General features: G+C 69.7%; 13 protein-coding genes and 2 pseudogenes. 7 read left to right on the top strand and 8 right to left on the bottom strand.

The features are described 5' to 3' along the window. Positions 1–61: 61 nt before the first annotated feature. On the top strand, positions 62–544 hold the full coding sequence (locus H4W31_RS44930; RefSeq protein WP_404825641.1) for an alpha/beta fold hydrolase: 483 nt from the start codon (positions 62–64) through the stop codon (positions 542–544). A gap of 489 nt (positions 545–1033) precedes the next feature. On the opposite strand, the gene H4W31_RS32705 is transcribed toward H4W31_RS44930, so the two are convergent. Together H4W31_RS32705 and H4W31_RS43325 are read right to left on the bottom strand one after the other, a co-directional pair. Continuing rightward, entirely contained in the window at positions 1034–1900 is an 867-nt protein-coding gene (locus tag H4W31_RS32705; RefSeq protein WP_192770145.1) for an alpha/beta fold hydrolase, read from the bottom strand. A 302-nt stretch (positions 1901–2202) separates the two neighbouring features. Continuing rightward, positions 2203–2403, bottom strand: a pseudogene (locus H4W31_RS43325) (DUF932 domain-containing protein); the annotation flags it as partial. A 133-nt stretch (positions 2404–2536) separates the two neighbouring features. Here H4W31_RS43325 and H4W31_RS32695 point away from each other — a divergent pair. Next, complete coding sequence (locus H4W31_RS32695) at positions 2537–3511, top strand: serine aminopeptidase domain-containing protein (protein ID WP_192770144.1); 975 nt, start codon at positions 2537–2539, stop codon at positions 3509–3511. Between the two features lie 252 nt (positions 3512–3763). On the opposite strand, the gene H4W31_RS32690 is transcribed toward H4W31_RS32695, so the two are convergent. The 3 genes from H4W31_RS32690 to H4W31_RS32680 form a co-directional block, all read right to left on the bottom strand. Next, the gene (locus H4W31_RS32690; RefSeq protein WP_192770143.1) at positions 3764–4348 is read right to left on the bottom strand and encodes a hypothetical protein; all 585 of its coding nucleotides are present in this window, start codon (positions 4346–4348) and stop codon (positions 3764–3766) included. An 88-nt stretch (positions 4349–4436) separates the two neighbouring features. After that, positions 4437–4652 carry a hypothetical protein gene (locus H4W31_RS32685; RefSeq protein ID WP_192770142.1) on the bottom strand — a complete coding sequence of 72 codons (216 nt, stop codon included), beginning with the start codon at positions 4650–4652 and terminating at the stop codon, positions 4437–4439. 72 nt (positions 4653–4724) lie between these two features. Continuing rightward, positions 4725–4919, bottom strand: coding sequence for a hypothetical protein (locus H4W31_RS32680; RefSeq protein ID WP_192770141.1), 195 nt, complete (start codon positions 4917–4919; stop codon positions 4725–4727). A gap of 75 nt (positions 4920–4994) precedes the next feature. Between H4W31_RS32680 and H4W31_RS32675 the strand changes: the two genes are divergently transcribed. From H4W31_RS32675 to H4W31_RS32665, 3 genes are all read left to right on the top strand, one after another. After that, positions 4995–5225, top strand: a complete 231-nt coding sequence (locus tag H4W31_RS32675) for a hypothetical protein (RefSeq protein WP_192770140.1) — start codon at positions 4995–4997, stop codon at positions 5223–5225. A 461-nt stretch (positions 5226–5686) separates the two neighbouring features. Further along, on the top strand, positions 5687–6247 hold the full coding sequence (locus tag H4W31_RS32670; protein WP_192770139.1) for a PadR family transcriptional regulator: 561 nt from the start codon (positions 5687–5689) through the stop codon (positions 6245–6247). Further along, the gene (locus tag H4W31_RS32665; protein WP_192770138.1) at positions 6244–6630 is read left to right on the top strand and encodes a hypothetical protein; all 387 of its coding nucleotides are present in this window, start codon (positions 6244–6246) and stop codon (positions 6628–6630) included. The genes H4W31_RS32670 and H4W31_RS32665 overlap by 4 nt, the downstream gene beginning before the upstream one ends. A gap of 32 nt (positions 6631–6662) precedes the next feature. Here H4W31_RS32665 and H4W31_RS44925 read toward each other — a convergent pair. Next, positions 6663–6848, bottom strand: a pseudogene (locus H4W31_RS44925) (transposase); the annotation flags it as partial. Between the two features lie 352 nt (positions 6849–7200). Between H4W31_RS44925 and H4W31_RS32660 the strand changes: the two are divergent. Both H4W31_RS32660 and H4W31_RS32655 read left to right on the top strand, forming a co-directional pair. Beyond that, positions 7201–8007 (top strand): SAM-dependent methyltransferase, encoded by an 807-nt coding sequence (locus H4W31_RS32660; protein ID WP_192770137.1) that lies wholly within the window; start codon positions 7201–7203, stop codon positions 8005–8007. 759 nt (positions 8008–8766) lie between these two features. Next, entirely contained in the window at positions 8767–9903 is a 1137-nt protein-coding gene (locus H4W31_RS32655) for a choice-of-anchor Q domain-containing protein (RefSeq protein ID WP_192770136.1), read from the top strand. A 68-nt stretch (positions 9904–9971) separates the two neighbouring features. Here H4W31_RS32655 and H4W31_RS32650 read toward each other — a convergent pair whose 3' ends face one another. After that, a complete protein-coding gene (locus tag H4W31_RS32650) occupies positions 9972–11420 on the bottom strand; it encodes an L-fucose/L-arabinose isomerase family protein (protein WP_192770135.1) in 1449 nt (482 codons plus the stop codon). A 31-nt stretch (positions 11421–11451) separates the two neighbouring features. Further along, entirely contained in the window at positions 11452–15480 is a 4029-nt protein-coding gene (locus tag H4W31_RS32645; protein ID WP_192770134.1) for a hypothetical protein, read from the bottom strand. Positions 15481–15594 lie beyond the last annotated feature (114 nt).

Below are 15594 nucleotides of genomic sequence, written 5' to 3'. Positions count from 1 at the left end.
ACGAGTCACGCCCAGCACTCGCGCCCTGCGGCGGCCAAGCCGACCGTCATGCCCGTGCACGGTGCGTGGGCGGACGGGGTCGAGCTGGGACAAGGTGGCAGCCAAGCTCCAGCACGACGGCTACCGGGTGGTCACGCCGCCGCATCTGCTGTCGGGCGGGGACAACGACGCCGCGAATCTTCGGGCATACCTGGACACCATCACCGGACCGATCGTCCTCGTCGGGCACTCCTACGGCGGCATGGTCATCACGAACGCCTCTGGGCGACAAGCAGGTCAAGGCCCTGGTGTACGTCGACGCGTACCTCCCGGACACGCACCTCGCCGTGCTGTCGCTGACCTCGGCGGTGCCGGGCTCGGTCTTCGCGGCCGAAGCGTCCACCGTCTTCGACCAGGTCGCGATCCCCGGCGCCGATCCGGGAGTTGTCAACCTCTACGTGAAGCCGTCGGTCTTCGGCAAGGCGTTCGCCGACAAGACCACTCCCGCCAAGGACGTTCGCGGTGCTGGCCGCCCGGCAGCGCCCCCTGGCCCCGAACGCCCTGATCGAGGAGTCCGGCGAGCCGGCCTGGCGCGCCATTCCCTCGTGGTCGCTGATCGGCAATCAGGACGCCGTCATCCCCGCCGCCGAGCAGATCGCCATGTCCAAGAGGGCCAAGGCGCACACCATCGAGATCAACGCCCCCACCTGTCCATGGTCACCGTTCCGGGCGCGGTCACCAACCAGATCGAGGCCGCTGCCAAGGCGACCAGCTGACACAACAACTGGCCGTGGCACCGCTCACCGCGATGCCACGGCCGACCTTTTCGCAAGCTTGCTTCTACTTCGAGGTAACTTGTCCTAGGTCAGCAAGCGAGAGCGGCCAGCTGGCGCTGGAATGCCGACTCGCCGGACTTTCAAGTCAAGCAGGGTACGGCCATGCCGGAGCTGCGGAACTTCTACCTGTACCAGACCCCGAGGTGAACGGCGTACCATCCGGTTATCAGAGAGCCCGGCCCACGCGGCCACGGTTGCTGCCGTTGTCAGAAGCCCTTTCAGGCAGTTGCCCGGGCCGCCTTCAGGATGACCTCGGTGACCTCGTCGGGATGCGAGATCAGTCCCAGGTGAGAGGCGTCGATCCGGGTAATCTTCGCTCCCGCCCGATTCATCATCTCCTCCTGGCGGGCCGGCGGGATAACCCGGTCCTCGGTACCGATCACCGCCCACGACGGGATCGTCTTCCACGCCGGCTCCGTGGCCGGCTCCGCCAGGGCGTTCGTGGCCAGGGCAATCTGGGATACGGCGAGCACCTCCGCCTGACGCCGAGGCAGATCGTTGGCGAAGCCGTTGATGAACACCTTCGGCAGGACGTACGAGTCGACCGCCCCTTCTGGGGCACCAGGGAACGGCACGAGCTTGAAAACGCTCGTGGGGTCGGTCAAGGCCGGCTCAAGCACCGAGCCGGAGCCGGCGGTGAGTTCTTCCACGGTCTCCCCTTCGTCTGGGGCGAACGCGTCGACGAACACGAGTGCCTTGACGTTGCTGTTGCCGGTCGCGGCGTCGCTTGCCACAAAGCCGCCGTACGAGTGGGCCGCGAGCACGACGGGACCTTCGATGGTGGACAGGAAGTCCTCCAGGTAGCCGCTGTCGATCGTCGGCCCCCGGTTGGGTTGCGGCGCAACCTGGACCTCGAAACCGCGTGCCTGGAGGTTGCGGACCTCCTGACTCCAGCTCGATCCGTCGGCCCAGGCGCCATGCACCAGAACGATGGTTGGCCTGGTGTCATGCTCCTCATTGGGGGTTGGCTGCGGACCGCCGTCCGCGAACACGTGCGGGGTGGCTGAGCCGAGCACCGTGAAGAGCGTTGCGGCGGCGAGCGTTGCGGCGATGATCTTCGGCCGACGTAGCGAGATACCGAGCATGTATTTCTCCCTCGTTGCTCAGTGGTTTCCGAAGGTGGGCAGATGTGCGTGGCTGCCAACGCGACCCAGCCGAAGCCGTAACCGGTCGGAAGCACCGCCGAGCGGCGCGTGGACCGATGGCTGCCGGGCTTCGTCGCCGCGGTGAACTGCTTGATCGCCCGAACCTCACCGTAATCACGGTCAGCGGAAATCTCAGACAGAAGAGGAAAATCGCTCAGGTTTCACCTTGTTGGAGGACACACCGCCAAACGGGCTTCCCTCAACCGACCGGTAGGCGCGACGTTCGGTCCACGGTGAGAAGCCGCCGTGGGCAGCTTCATGGTCACGAAGACCGACCTATCCTTGCGCATCGAGCCGACGGTCTCGAAGCGCGCGCCGGACTGCTCGACCAAGAGGTCGAGCGTCTCGGCCATCTGCTCGTTCTGTCTGAAGCGCAGGCTGGAGCTGGCCGCGCTGTCTACTTCTCCTGAGGGGCCGTCGCTGCCCGTTCGAAGTCCACTCATCGGCACGCCCGCAGCCGTAGTTGGGGCGGACGCTGTCCACCCGGCGACTTGCTGCGGCTTCTCCCGCGCTGTATGAGAGCGACGCCCTGGCTTGATCGGTATTCCGTTTGACGGACCGGAGAAGATCAGGCCCGTGGCCAACGACCGAGCCCGATATCGGGCGATGGAAGACCGAATTTTCGCCCATTACAGAGCCGGCCGTCATGCGGAAGGGGCTGCGCTGGCCCGGACGGCCTACGCCGACCTGCCGGACTGGCGGGCTGACCTGGCACACATGGCCGCGTGTCTGCTCGTCAAGGACGGCCGGCCCGCCGAGGCGTACGCCGAGATGGCAGCAGCGCTGGCCGCCGGGGCTTGGTGGCACCGGCGGATCCTGGTCGAGGACGATGACTTAGCGCCGCTGCGTGAGCTGCCCGATTTCGCTGAGCTGGTTGCCACCGCGCACGACCGCGCAGTCGCCGCGGCCAGTCAGGCCCGTCCGCCACTGGTCCGTCGGCCGTTGGGAGAGCCTGTCGGGGTGCTGGTCGCGCTGCACGGCGCCGGGGAGGACGCTGACGACGCTGCGGGGGCTTGGGCGTCGGCGGTGGACGTGGGCTGGCTACTGCTCGCCGTTGAGTCAACCCAACGCAACACGCCAACCTACCGGTCCTGGCCGGAGCATGAGGTCGCGGTGCGGGACGTCGAGGCGGCGCTGGCCAACCTCACCCCGGCCGAGCGAGCACTGCCGCTAGTGTCTGCGGGCTTCTCCGCTGGCGGGCGGGTGGCAATCCGCTGGGCGCTTGCCGGACCAGCCGTGGCCTTCATCGCGATGGCGCCGGCGATCGACTCCGAGCAGGTCGACGCCAGCCTGGCCGGGGCGGCGGTCCGCCGAGAGCTGTCTGGCCATGTGGTGCTCGGCAGCGAGGACGGCGACGTACGCGACGGTGCGCTGGCCGCAGTCGCCACTTCGCGAGAAATCGGACTGGTCTGCGTGCTGGATGAAGTAGCCGGTTTGGGGCACGCCTTCCCGGAAAATTTCGCCGATCGGCTGCCAAAATTGCTCGCGTCCGCCCGGAATAAAGGAAAGGAAGCCGGCGCGCCATCAGCCCCAGTCAAGAGCGCCGACTAGTGTCCTGAGCCGTTGATTCGTTGGCAGTATGTGGCGAGTGTTTCGAGGCGCCGCCAGAACGTGCCAATGGTGGCGGCGTCCGCCGGGACCCGCCGGACCGAGCCCCGTTTACCGCCCGAGAACCCTCCTCAGAGTTGACTACCAGTGACAGGCGGCGACCAACGCGGGACGGCGTCTGTGCAGCTCAACGCCAAGATACGACCAGCGATGACAAGCCCGGGAGGGTGACGGTTGGTAAGAGGAGGCCAGGGTTCAAATCCCCTCGGCTCCACCAGAAACACGATTGACGTTGCGTCCTGGACGGTCGCGTGAGGGCGTCCGGCGTGGGTGGTTGCGTCGGCGGTCGGCCGCCTTCCGTGCGGCCCGGAACCGTCGACCCGGCCCGGACCTGCGCCAGAAGTACGTACTCACCCCGATGACGCCGGTCGCGCCAATGAGAACCAGACCCACTCGGATGCCGGTGTTGTCTTCCGGCTCCGGGCGGCACCTGCCGTCGGCGTAATCAACGGTGATCGTCGCGCCGACCACCGGCAGCCGGCCTTCGGGGAGAAGGACCCGCTCGATGCCGCAGATGACCCGACCCTCCGGCGTCTGCACCGAGACGATGGCCGCGCTGGCGTCTCCCGGCCGGGGCGGCGCGTGGTCGAGCACGGTGCCGTCCAGCAGCACCCCGAGCGGCTTCGGCGCCGGATCGATCGTCAGGCCAGCGATGAGGAACAGCGGTGCCGCAGTGAGACAGAAGATGATCACCGCGCTCCGGAACGACGGGGTGGTGTTGTTATAGATGGCGCACGCTGCCAGTTCGGCACATGCGGCCAGAGTAGGGGCGGATGGCAAGATCGAAAATTGGGCGCTCGGCTGGTCCGGCGCGCCGTACGGCGGGAGCCTCGCTCGGCCCCCGCCGTACCCACAAGTCCAAGGCTGGTCAGACGACCTTGATGCTGCTCTGCGCCTCCAAAGGGCAGGGCTGGCTGGAGTCGAAGGTGATCTGGACGGCACTGGCCACGAAGACGCCGCCGACGGTCTGCGCGGCGACCTTGGCCGGAGTACCCGGCGGAAGCAGGTCGACGTCCTGGGCGAAGACGAAGACCTTCCAGATGCCCTGCGGCTGCTGGCCGGCCTTCTCCAGGTCCTTCAGCACGTCCCGGATCAGCAGTCCGGCGGTGTACTCGCCGTCGCCCGCCCGGCCGTCGTGGCCGACCCCGGTCGTCGGTCATCGGCCCCAGGAAGTAGAGCCCTGTGGGGCCCGGAACAGGGCGAACGCGTACAGATCCGGACCCGAGTAGGGGGTTCCGCCGGGGCGGGTGAAGGTGGTCCGGGCCCAGAGCAGTCCCGGCGAGGCCACGGTGTCCGGGATGACCACCTTGACCTCCTCGGTGACGTGCACGTTGGTCTGCTGCTCCGACACGCGTGCTGGTACGTCGCCCCCGGTGGTGATCCGCTGGTACGACCACTCGACCTCAGTCCGGTACGCCCGCCCCGCGTGTGGTTCGTCGGAACCATCACCTCACGGGGCTGGCGCCCTGTTCCCTCTGGTCAGACGATCACCGTCACCGGTGCACGGCTCGGCCTGGAGGTGCAGGACCCGCGGTTCGACTCGCCCACCCAGGGCGACCGGTCGCCGTACCTGGACCGGTACGTGGCGGCGAACACCATCACGCTCGACACCGTCGGCGCCCCGACGTTCCCGCTGCGCGTGTCAAAGCGGGGATGACCAGGCGCCGGCTGCCTGGCACCTGCCTGGCACCCGGCTGCGTCCTTGGAAGCAGCGCGTACGACCAGGCGCCGAGCCTGAGCACCGGAGGCCGTATCGGGCACCTTGCCTGGTGCGGCCTCCGCTGTGCGCGGCTCTTCGGCGCAGCGGCCCTGGTCTTGGCCGGCCGCCAACTCCGCGACTCCCAGCTGGAGCCAGCGCTGTCCGAGCTGGCCTCCGTCCTGCTAGTTGGGAGTACCCGGATGCTCCCAATTGGATCAGTGCGCTGACGCTGGTGGAGACCGGAGCCAGCAGGACGATCGGTCGGATGTCCGCCGACGGCGCCACCAGTTCCGGGGCGGCCGAAGGCGTACGGAGGCGACGCTGTGTCGGCCTCCGTCGGGCGCACGGCGCCCTTGCTGTCGGCGTACGGAGCGGGGGCCACACCGCCATGCGACCTATCCATGAGATACATTGGATGAGTGAGGTTGCTGATCCTTGGACTGATGCTCTCCCAACCGCGGTCGCTCTACGACCTGCACAGCCAGTTCAGGGCGGGGTTGTCGCACATCTACGCAGCGAGCTACGGGAGCATCCACCGCGCGCTTCGACAGCTCCATGACGCGGGCGACGTCGACGTGGTGGAGGCTGCCGACTCCTCGCGTAAGAAGAAGCAGTACCTGGCAACCGGGCAGGGCCGACGCGCCTGGTTCGAATGGATGAAGCAGCCACACGCGGCAGAGGACTCCGAAGCGTCCATGCTGGCCCGCGTACTCCTGCTGGACCTCCTCGACGAGCCGCAGGATCGACGCGAGGTATTGCGTGCTCTGCATCAGCGGGCCGTCGACGACCTCGAGGAGATCAGGGCGATCAATGTTGCGACTGGCGTACCCGAGGGTGCAGCCCACCCGCCGCGATACCCCCGTGCGGCCTTGGAGTACGGGGTGCGCACCAGCGAGGGAGCGGTCGCCTGGTTGGCGGAGTTACTGGCAGAGCTGGTCCCGGCGACAGGGGCTGAGAATGGAAGGACCGAGGATCGATGACCACGGTGGCACTTGTCCTGACGCTGAGCATCTTGGCTGGGCTCGCCCTGATGCAGATTCTCCTCATCAGCGGCCTGCCCCTCGGCAACTACGGGTGGGGCGGACAGCACCCTGTGCTGCCACCGCGGCTTCGCGTCGCGTCGGCCGTGGCAATCCTGCTCTACGCCGGCTTCGCGGTATTGGTGATGGGCCGCGCTGGGATCCTGCCTGGCCGGGGAACGCGCCTGGTCATCGTGGCCACCTGGGTCCTGTTCGCCTACAGCGCGGTGAGCATCGTCATGAACGCGATCTCACGAAGCCGGCAGGAGCGCATCGTCCAGACGCCCGTCAGCGTCCTGCTCACTGTCGGCGTCCTCATCATCGCCGCTGGGCCCACCGCCTGACCGCCCGCGCTGGGATGGCACGCGCGTAGCGCCCGCAGCAGCGGCTGGGCGCCGCCCCGGTCCTGAACGTTGGCGCCGGTGACCAGGACGGCGAGGAGTAGTCCGCAGGTGTCGACGGCGATGTGCCGCTTGCGGCCGTTGACCTTCTCTCCCGCGTCGTGCCACGCCCGCGCCGGCCGACGGTGTCCGCGCCCCGTAGCGACTGGGAGTCGACCAATGCGGCCGTGGGTTGCCGGTTACGGCCCTCGACCCGTTCGCGGACCTGTTCTCGCAGGCTGTTGTGCATGCGGTTGAGGGTTCTCTTCGAGGGTGGCAGGGGTGGTAGATGCGGCGACACCGGCGGCAAGATATACAGACAGGGTCGGGCCTTTACCAGGCTCTGAGGCTCCCGCCATCCCAATGATCATCACCGTGGGCTGAACCGGTAGCGTCCCGGACGGTTCGGTGTCGATCGATGCTCTGCTGGGCCTCATGCGGTTGCCGTAGCTGGGCACCCAATTGGAGCCCGCCGTGCGGTCGGACCGCCGCCCCACTTGCGTCACCGCCCCTTCGGTGCGACAGAATGCCCTCATGACCGAGGACCAGGAGTTCCCTTCAGACTCCAGACTGGACACCACGGTTCCGCACTCGGCGCGAGTCTGGAACTACTGGCTCGGTGGCAAGGACAACTTCGCGGTCGACCGGGCCGTCGGCGCTGAGGTGATCGCACACATCCCGGACATCCCCATCGGGGCGAAGTCCGAGCGCGCGTTCCTCAAGCGCGTGGTCAGGTTCCTGGTCGAGGATGCCGGCATCCGTCAGTTCCTCGACGTCGGCACCGGGCTCCCCTCGGCGGACAACACCCACGAGGTCGCGCAGTCCCTCGACCCGCGCTGCCGGGTGGTCTACATCGACAACGACCCGCTCGTCATGGCGCATGCGCGTGCGCTTCTGAGCAGCGCGCCGGGAGGCAGCTGCGACTACGTCGAAGCCGATCTGCGGCAGCCGGGCACGATACTCGCGTCCGCGCGGCAGACGCTCGACTTCTCGCAGCCGATCGGACTCATGCTCCTCGGCGTCGTCAACCACCTCATGGACGACGACGTGGCGTACGGCTCCGTCGCGCAGCTGGTGCAGGCGATGCCCACCGGTAGTTACCTGGTCCTCACCCACTCCACCGCGGAGATCCACGGCGAGCCGATGCTGCGCGTGATGCGGGAGACCACCGAGCGTGGCGGTACGCCAATCCGCGCCAGGACGAAGGTGGAGCTCGAACGCTTCTTCGACGGGTTGGATCTGCTGGAGCCCGGCGTCGTTACGTGCTCGCGCTGGCGCCCCAACCCGGAGGCCGACGAGCCGGAGGTCTACCTGTTCGGCGGCGTCGGCCGCATCGGCTGAGCTGAGCCTCTCGACGCCGGTCAGCCACGAGGGTGCAGCAATCAGCTGGGATGCTCGTTCCGAAGCTGACAGGTGCCCTGCACGGCGACAATCATGCCGATGACCTGCGGCACAATCGGTCCGGGGTGCAGGCTGGCTCCACCGCCGGGGCGAAGCCTTTGTCATGCTCCACTCGAGTGTCCGTAGGTCGTGCTGAGTCCCACGACTCGCAGAGGGTCCTGCATCGTCCGGCGGGTGAGATCCGAGTTGGTCAAGGTCCATCCGATCGATCTACGTGCGGGTCACCCCAAGCCTCGGACCACATCACCGACCGCGACACCGCCCACGGCAGGGCGATCCTGGCTATCGTGTGTCCTTCCCGACCACCACCGCCGGCACGAGCCACTGTCGACAGATTGGCGTGCAGGCATCTACCGAGCCGCTGGCGATCCGGGTCAGACCGCGGCCCGCGGGAGCACGCTCCTACGACCTCAGAACCGCACCCTCACACTCACAGTTGCGATCGCCGGGGTGTTGAGTGGGCTGAGCCCGGGGAACATCATGATTAACCCTACGGCGTACGAATTCGCGGATCAGGTCTCTTGTGGGCCTGCCCCGGTTTAACGGACCTTCGAGATTTTTGGGCTGTCAGTCGGGATGACGACTCGTCGATATCCGTTCGACAGCGGAATGCGAAGATCGTCTGCGAGCCTTGGAGGGTTGTTGATGAATCGCCGGTGTGTCGCCTTGTCTGCGAGCGTGGTCCTGTCCGCAGTCTCCGTGTTCTTCATCGGCGATCCTGCTGCCGCGGCCGAGCCTCACCTGTACGTCACCACCACCGGAAGTGACACGCAGCCGTGTACGGAGGTGGCACCGTGCGCGACCGTGCAGCACGCCGTGGATCTGGTCTCTCCCGGGTCGCAGGCGCACATCCACGTGGGCGAGGGCACGTTTGAGGGCGGGGTGAGCGTCGGTGCCGACCGGACGGTGACCATCCAGGGCATTGGTCCGGGCACGCTGCTCAGCGCTATGCAGACGGGCACCGTGGTCTGGGCGGGCGGTGGCCTGACCGACGTCCGACTGGTCGACCTGTCGGTGGGCCTCGGCAGCGCCTACCGCGGCGGCGGTATCCACAACCGGGCGACGATGAGCCTGACCCGGGTCGTCGTGGCGTACAACCTGGCCCACGAGGATGGCGGTGGAATCTTCAACCTTGGCACCATGGCTGTCACCGATTCGACCGTCGCTCTGAACGAGGCGCGGTACGGCAGCGGCATTCTGAACGTGGGGCAGATGGAGATACGCAACACGGCGGTGCGCAACAACACGGTGTCTGGCTCCAGCGGTGCCATCGAGGGCGCTGGCGGCCACCTCAAGCTGTACGACTCGAGCGTCGTCAACAACGTCGGCCGGCGCCTGTCTCCCGGCGTCGGCATCACGATGTGGGCCAGCGACGCCTCCCTCGACGCCGTGCACGTGACCGTCGCCGGCAACCGCGCCTTGGCCGAGGAGCAGGCATCCGGTGGCATCGCGTTCCAGAACAGCTCCAGTTCCTCCATCACCGGGTCGATCATCGCCAACAACTCCGGACTCAACTGCCGCCTGGGCTCATCGGCCGGCCTTACCCTCCGCTACACGCTGGTGGGTGACCGGACCTGCACCGCCAGCCAGGGCCGCGACGGCGGCTGGGCGCCGCCGGTCGAAGGCATGATCAACGGCGTCGATCCGATGCTCGGCCCGCTCAAGGACAACGGCGGCCCCTCCTACACGACGGAGCTGCTGCCAGGCAGCCCGGCGATCAACCGAATCTGGGGCGCCGACGTTCTGTGCAACGGCTCCGACCAACGTTATGTGGCCCGCCGCCCGTCCGGCCCGGCGTGGCCGTGTGACATGGGCGCCTACGAGACCCAGCACTAACCCATCACCGGCAGCGGCAACGTCATTTCTGCCACGCCGGCGGCCGGGTTGTTCCAGCAGATCAGCGGTCAGGGGCGTACCTCGACGAAGTCCAGCTCCAGCAGGTCGGCCACGGCGCGCAGGTCGGCGCTGCGGTGTCCGGTACCGAGCGCCCAGTGGTGGGAGATGCCGGTGCCGCTCCACGCGTCGGTCCACTCGCCCGGATCACAGCCGAAGTCGACCCGGGACGTGGTGTTGCCGATCGTCAGGTGCGGTCCGTCGACCACGGTGCCCTCGGCGGCGACGAAAGCGTACCGGCCGTCCCGGTCCTGCCGTAGCCCGAACGCGGTGACCGGGCCCGGGGTGACGTCGAACTCGACCGACACGCCCCAGCCGCGCTTGCCGTGGTAGACGCCGAGGCCGCGCAGCAGCGGGCGGCGGGCACTGATCGCCAGGTGCGCCGGCCCGTCGTGGCCCATCTCCACATGCCCTCGGTCGAAGTCGAGCGCCTGGAACTCGGTGAACGAGCCGCCGGCGCCGAGCCGGTCCATGACGAGCATCGCCAGCGACGTACGCAGCTCGTACTCGCCGGCGGCCGGAACGCCCCGCGCGGTCAGCAGTGATGCGCCGAGGATCATGCCGGCGCCGAGCCGCTCGTGGATCTCCCCGTCCAGGCCCCGGTGGTAGTAGGCGAGGCTGTCCAGCCCGAAGTCGTCGACCAGCCGGTCCAGTCCGACCGCGACCCGGGCCGCCCAGTCGAGGTCGTCGGCGTCGACCGACCCGGTCAGCTCGAAGATCTCCCGGGTCTGGTCGAGTTTCGCCGTCACCTCGGCGGTGCCCGCCTCGGGCACCCGGACCCGCAGGTCGTCGAATTCCAGCACCTCCACGTGCCCGCCGAAGTTCGCCGAGACGAGGGTGAGATCGGTGGCCACGTCCAGCATGCCCGGATAGAGGTGCCCCATCAGCCCGTGCCGGCCGCGCCGCAGCGCCGCCCGCACACCGGCGGCCCGCACCCATCGGCCGATCCGCTGCCAGGCCCGCTCGTCCTCCAGATAGCCGGAGACCGACCGGAAGGGCACCCCGACCCGCCGGAACGCGTTGGCCATCTCAGGCAGCGGGCAGGCACCGCAGTAGGCGAGCCACTGCCCGGTGTCGAAGCTCGTGTGGTCCATCGACTTCGTCGGCTGGAGGTTGATCAGCAGCACCGGTGCGCCGCTGCGCTGCGCGACCGGCACCAGCATGGTCGCGGTCATGTAGGTGGTGAGGAACCCGACGATGATGTCGCAGCCGGCCTCGCGGAGCCGCTCGGCGGCCACCGCGCCCTCCTGGGCGTCGGAGATGAACCCGACGTCCACGACGTCCGCCCCGAGTTCCCGCATCCGCTGCGCGACCCGGTCACTGGAGCGCCGGAGCTGGGGCAACAGGTCGGGGAACTGTGGCCAGTAGGCGCCGAGGCCGCCGGCCACCAGGCCGACCCGGGGGCGCGGCGGGCTGATCCGGTCGTCCAGGGCGACGGGGTACGGGTCGATGGCGGTCATTCGTTCGATCCCTCCTGACGGCGACGTGGGCTTAGCTGTCGCTGATGTCCCAGTGCAGGCGTACCGGGCCGAAGAGGCCGGACACCCGCTGTCCCGGGAAGACGAAGTGGGTCGGACTGACGGTGTCCAGGTACGGTGCGAGGGTCCCGAACACCTCGACGTCGACGGTGTGCTCGCCCGGTGCCAGTTGACCGAGGTCGAAGACGTACGGCGCGCAGAACCGCACTCCGGCGCCGCGACCGTCCACCGTCACCTCCGCCGAGCCGCGTAGCCGGCCGAGATCGAGCCGGACGTCCCGGGCCTGCGGAGGGATGACGACGGTGCGCCGGTAACGCACCCCGCCGCTGTAGCCGGCGAGTCCGTGCCGCTCCCAGTCGCCGAGGTCGAGCCTTCCCGGTCCGACCGTGAACCGGACCGGCCCGGTGAGCGCCGCACCCGCCTCGTACCCCGGCCGGGTCTGGATCCGTAACTGACCCACCCGGGCGCCGGCGGGCAGTTCGGCGCTCATCGACACCGCACCGTCCGGACCGGCGCCGTCGACCCCGGTGTACGCGTCGACCGGCCGGTCGTCGACGTACATGTCGGCGTCACCGACGATGTGGAGGTCGAGCCGGGTCGCGCCGGGCGGAATGGCGAACCGCAGCCACTCCACCCGCCTGCCCGGCGGGCGAGGTACGGCGAACGTGACCGGCACGACGGTGTCGGCCTGGTCGGTGTCCTCCAGCCAGGCCGCCCCGGGCAGCGGATGCGGGCGGCGGGTCACGTAGAGGTCGGCGACCACCCGGTGCGCCCGGCGGTGCCGGACCACCCTGGCCGACGTTCCATCCACAGTGGCCCACCAGTCGGTGTCGGTGACGAGACCGTGGCCGTTGGCGACGGCGTCGACCAGGATCGGCGACGGCGTGGTCAGCTCGACGACCACCTCGTTGGCGCCGGGCCGCAGCACCCGACCCAACTCGTAGCGGCGTACGGTCGGAATCGGCCGCTCGTACGGCGCGAAGCCGCCCTGCCGGCCCGCCTCCACGCCGTTGACGAGGAGCCGGGTGCTGCCGAGCGCGGTGAGGTGAAGGGCCGCGTCGGGGGCCGGGCGGTCCAGCGTGACCGTGGTGCCGAAGGTGATCCGCCGGCCGGGCTCCGGCAATCCGTCCACCGTGATCCATTCCGGTCGGCGGTACCGGTCCGGGTCCCGGACGAACGCGAGGTGCGCGCGCAGTGCCAGGTCGGTCGCGGGGACGAGTTCCAGTTCGAGTTCGTGCCGCCCGGCGGCGAGCCGTACCGGCGCGGTGCCGAGGTGCCCGCCACCGTCGTCGATCGGTACCGGGGCGCCGTCCAGCCAGAGTCGTTTCGCGGCCGGCGCGCCGACAGCCACGGTGAGCCGGTCCGGGTCGGTGCCGGTCAGGTCGGCGTCGGTCAGGGTGAACTCGGCCCGGAACCGGACCGGAGTGCCGGCCGGCACCAGTCCGAAGTCCAGGAACTCCTCGGGTACGTGTCCCTTCGGCCCCAGCGCCGGCCGGTGGATCGGATCCTTCCGGATGCCCCGGCTGGCCGAGTAGGTCACCGGGGTGTTGTTGCCGACCAGGCCGTGCGGCCCGAACGTGGCCAGCCCCGGTTGCCACCCATCGGCGCCGTCCACCCGGTGCTCCAGTTCCCACCGCTGCACGATCGGGTCGGTGGCGGTGGACGGCGGCCAGGCGAAGTCGCCCCACCTGTTGTCCAGCGTGGGCACCAGTTCGGCGAGCCACTCCCCGTCGAGCAGCAGCGTCTCCGGGTGCGCGACGAGGGCCGGCGACGGTGTCCCGGCGGAGGAAGCGGTCGGCGGTGACCCGGGCGGGAACACCAGTAGCGCGGCCGGGCCGTCGGTGAAGGGTACGACCACCTCCGTCACCTCGCCGTCCACCGTGTACGGCAGCGCACGGGGTGGTGTACCGAACGGGCTCGCCAGCACCGGGGCGCCGGGCGCGTGCCGAACCTGGACCCGTACCTCGGACAGGTAGCGGGCGGGGTCGAAGTCGTAGCCGACGTTGTCCCAACCGTGTCCGGGACCGCGCTGCTCCGGCCGGCCGTCCACCTCGGTGGCACTCCACGCGGTGGCGGTGACGAAGACGGTGAGCGCACCGTCGATGTCGCGGGCCAGCACGGGAACGTCGGCGACCACCCGCGGAGTCAGGTCGGCGAGCGCGCCGGGCAGTTCGGCGGCGGACCGGACGAACCGGGCCTCGCCGGTGACGAACCGTTCCCGCAATCGGGCCACCACCGCGTCGGCCACCGTCGCCGCCGGCCCCGGGTCGCTCGCCGGCCCGGCTGCGCTTGGCCCGGTCGTCGGCGTGGCGGTCGTCCGGTCGGTCGCCGGGCCGGGGACGCCGCGTTCCGGCAGCGCGCCAACCGCGACGAGCAGCCCACCGGCCACGACGAACTCGTCCAGCCGACGGGCGGTCGCCTCCTCCAGCACGGTCGCGGCCGGCAGCACGACGGCGGTGTACTCCTCGCCGGCCACGCACAGCCGGGGTGGCGTGACGCCGCCCGGGCCACCCCGGGTCCGGCCGCGCACCTGGGCGGAGGCGAGCGAGTCGTCATCGATCACGTCCGCGTCCAGCCTGGCCAGATCCAGTACCCCGGGGACCGGCGCGAACCAGGCGGCATCACCGATCAACTCCCGGTACACCGTCTGGGCGCGGGCGGCCACCGCGCCGGCTCCGTCGAGTCGCAGGTCCGCCTGCGCGGTGGTGGTCGGGTGCAGCACGGCCACCTCGCAGATGTGCCGGCCCAGCGACAGCGCGGCGCACAGCCGGGTCACGGTGTCGGCGAACGCGCGGTGGTGCCGCCAGTACGGCTGCCGCCAGTCGGTGGCCGGTGGCGCCCACTCCCACCAGCCCGCCTTGGTGGAGTAGTACACGGCGTGCGGGTTGTAGAGGGTGGCGCCGGTACGCAGCCAGGGCAGCAGCCAGTCGAACGTCTCTTCGAGGGTGCCGCCCCAGCCGGTCGAGTGGAACGCCTCGATCCAGACCCGGGGCTGGTCGTAGTGGTGGGCGAGGGAGGAGTGGATCCGGGCGTCGCCGTGGTGGTCCGAGCCGGGCGCGCTGAACCAGCGGTGCGTACGGGGGTAGTCGGCGTACAACGAGGCGCCCTCGACCGGGTGCCCGGCCCGCGCCGGATCCTGCTGGTCGCAGCCGACCAGCAGGCCGTACTGGTCGTGCCACTGCGCCAGTGGGCGGAAGAACGCCCCCTCGGCGAGCGCGGCCCGCAGGGCGTGGTAGTCGTGGCGGACCCGGTCGGCGTCCGGCAGCGCCGCGTCCCACAGCGCGCCGAGCCGGCTACCCAGGTCGTAGCCGTACCGGGCGGTGAACTCTGCGGCGAAGGTGGCCGACCAGGTGGGCAGGGCCGGCAGTTCGTCCTGGAAGGAGCCGACCACCACGGTCCCGAGCCGGTCACCGAGCCGGCGGGCGAACTCGGCGTGTACCTGGTCGAGCAGGGTCGCGCAGGCCGCCGGGGCAAGGTAGTCGAAGCCGTGATCGGTGTCGTAGTACAGCGAGAGTCGGAACCCGGGACTGCGTGCCTGCCAGGTGGCGGCGGTACCGGTCAACGGGACCGGCTCGGGTGGCCCGGCCGGCCGGCCCGCCTCGTCGACCACCTCGACCGCCGCGCCGATCGGTCGCCCACCGGCCGGGCAGCGTAGTTCCAGCCGCCCGGCGCCGGTCGCGGTGACGGTGACCCGGTGCAGTCGCCGGCCGGCGTACTCCGGGTGCCGGGCGACGAGCCTGGCCTGGAGGTCGGCGCCGGAGAAGCCGAGCTGGTCGTAGAACCACAGGCTGATCCCGAGCCGCTTGGCGTCGTCGCAGGCGCCCAGGAACAGCTCCCACCAGCGTTCCGACAGGAACGGCGGATCGTCCGGATCGGCGCCGTGCGCGGGCCCGGACGGGGCCAGGTTGAGTACGACCAGGTTGTAGACCCCGCCCTCGGCAAACCGTTCGAGTTGCCAGCGCAGCCGCTCGGCGTCCAGTGCTTCGCCGCTCCACCACCAGATCGGTACCGGTGAGAAGGCCTTCGGCGGCTCGGCGAGCACCGCCGCCAGCCGATCGGGAAGCCGGTCCGCCGGGATCCGCCCGGGAAGGCGGGCTCCCGCGACCTGTTCGGGAAGTCGGTCCGCTGGGAGCCGTTCGGGAAGTCGGTCCGCTGG

Source organism: Plantactinospora soyae (genome assembly GCF_014874095.1).
Taxonomy (GTDB): Bacteria; Actinomycetota; Actinomycetes; order Mycobacteriales; family Micromonosporaceae; genus Plantactinospora; species Plantactinospora soyae.
This window is presented reverse-complemented; position numbering and strand designations above follow the sequence as displayed.

Bases quoted from the DNA above. Each gene is read 5' to 3' on its own strand.
- H4W31_RS32705 (WP_192770145.1), bottom strand. From the start codon at position 1,900: ATGCTCGGTATCTCGCTACGTCGGCCGAAGATCATCGCCGCAACGCTC.
- H4W31_RS32665 (WP_192770138.1), top strand. From the start codon at position 6,244: ATGACCACGGTGGCACTTGTCCTGACGCTGAGCATCTTGGCTGGGCTC.
- H4W31_RS32650 (WP_192770135.1), bottom strand. From the start codon at position 11,420: ATGACCGCCATCGACCCGTACCCCGTCGCCCTGGACGACCGGATCAGC.
- H4W31_RS32660 (WP_192770137.1), top strand. From the start codon at position 7,201: ATGACCGAGGACCAGGAGTTCCCTTCAGACTCCAGACTGGACACCACG.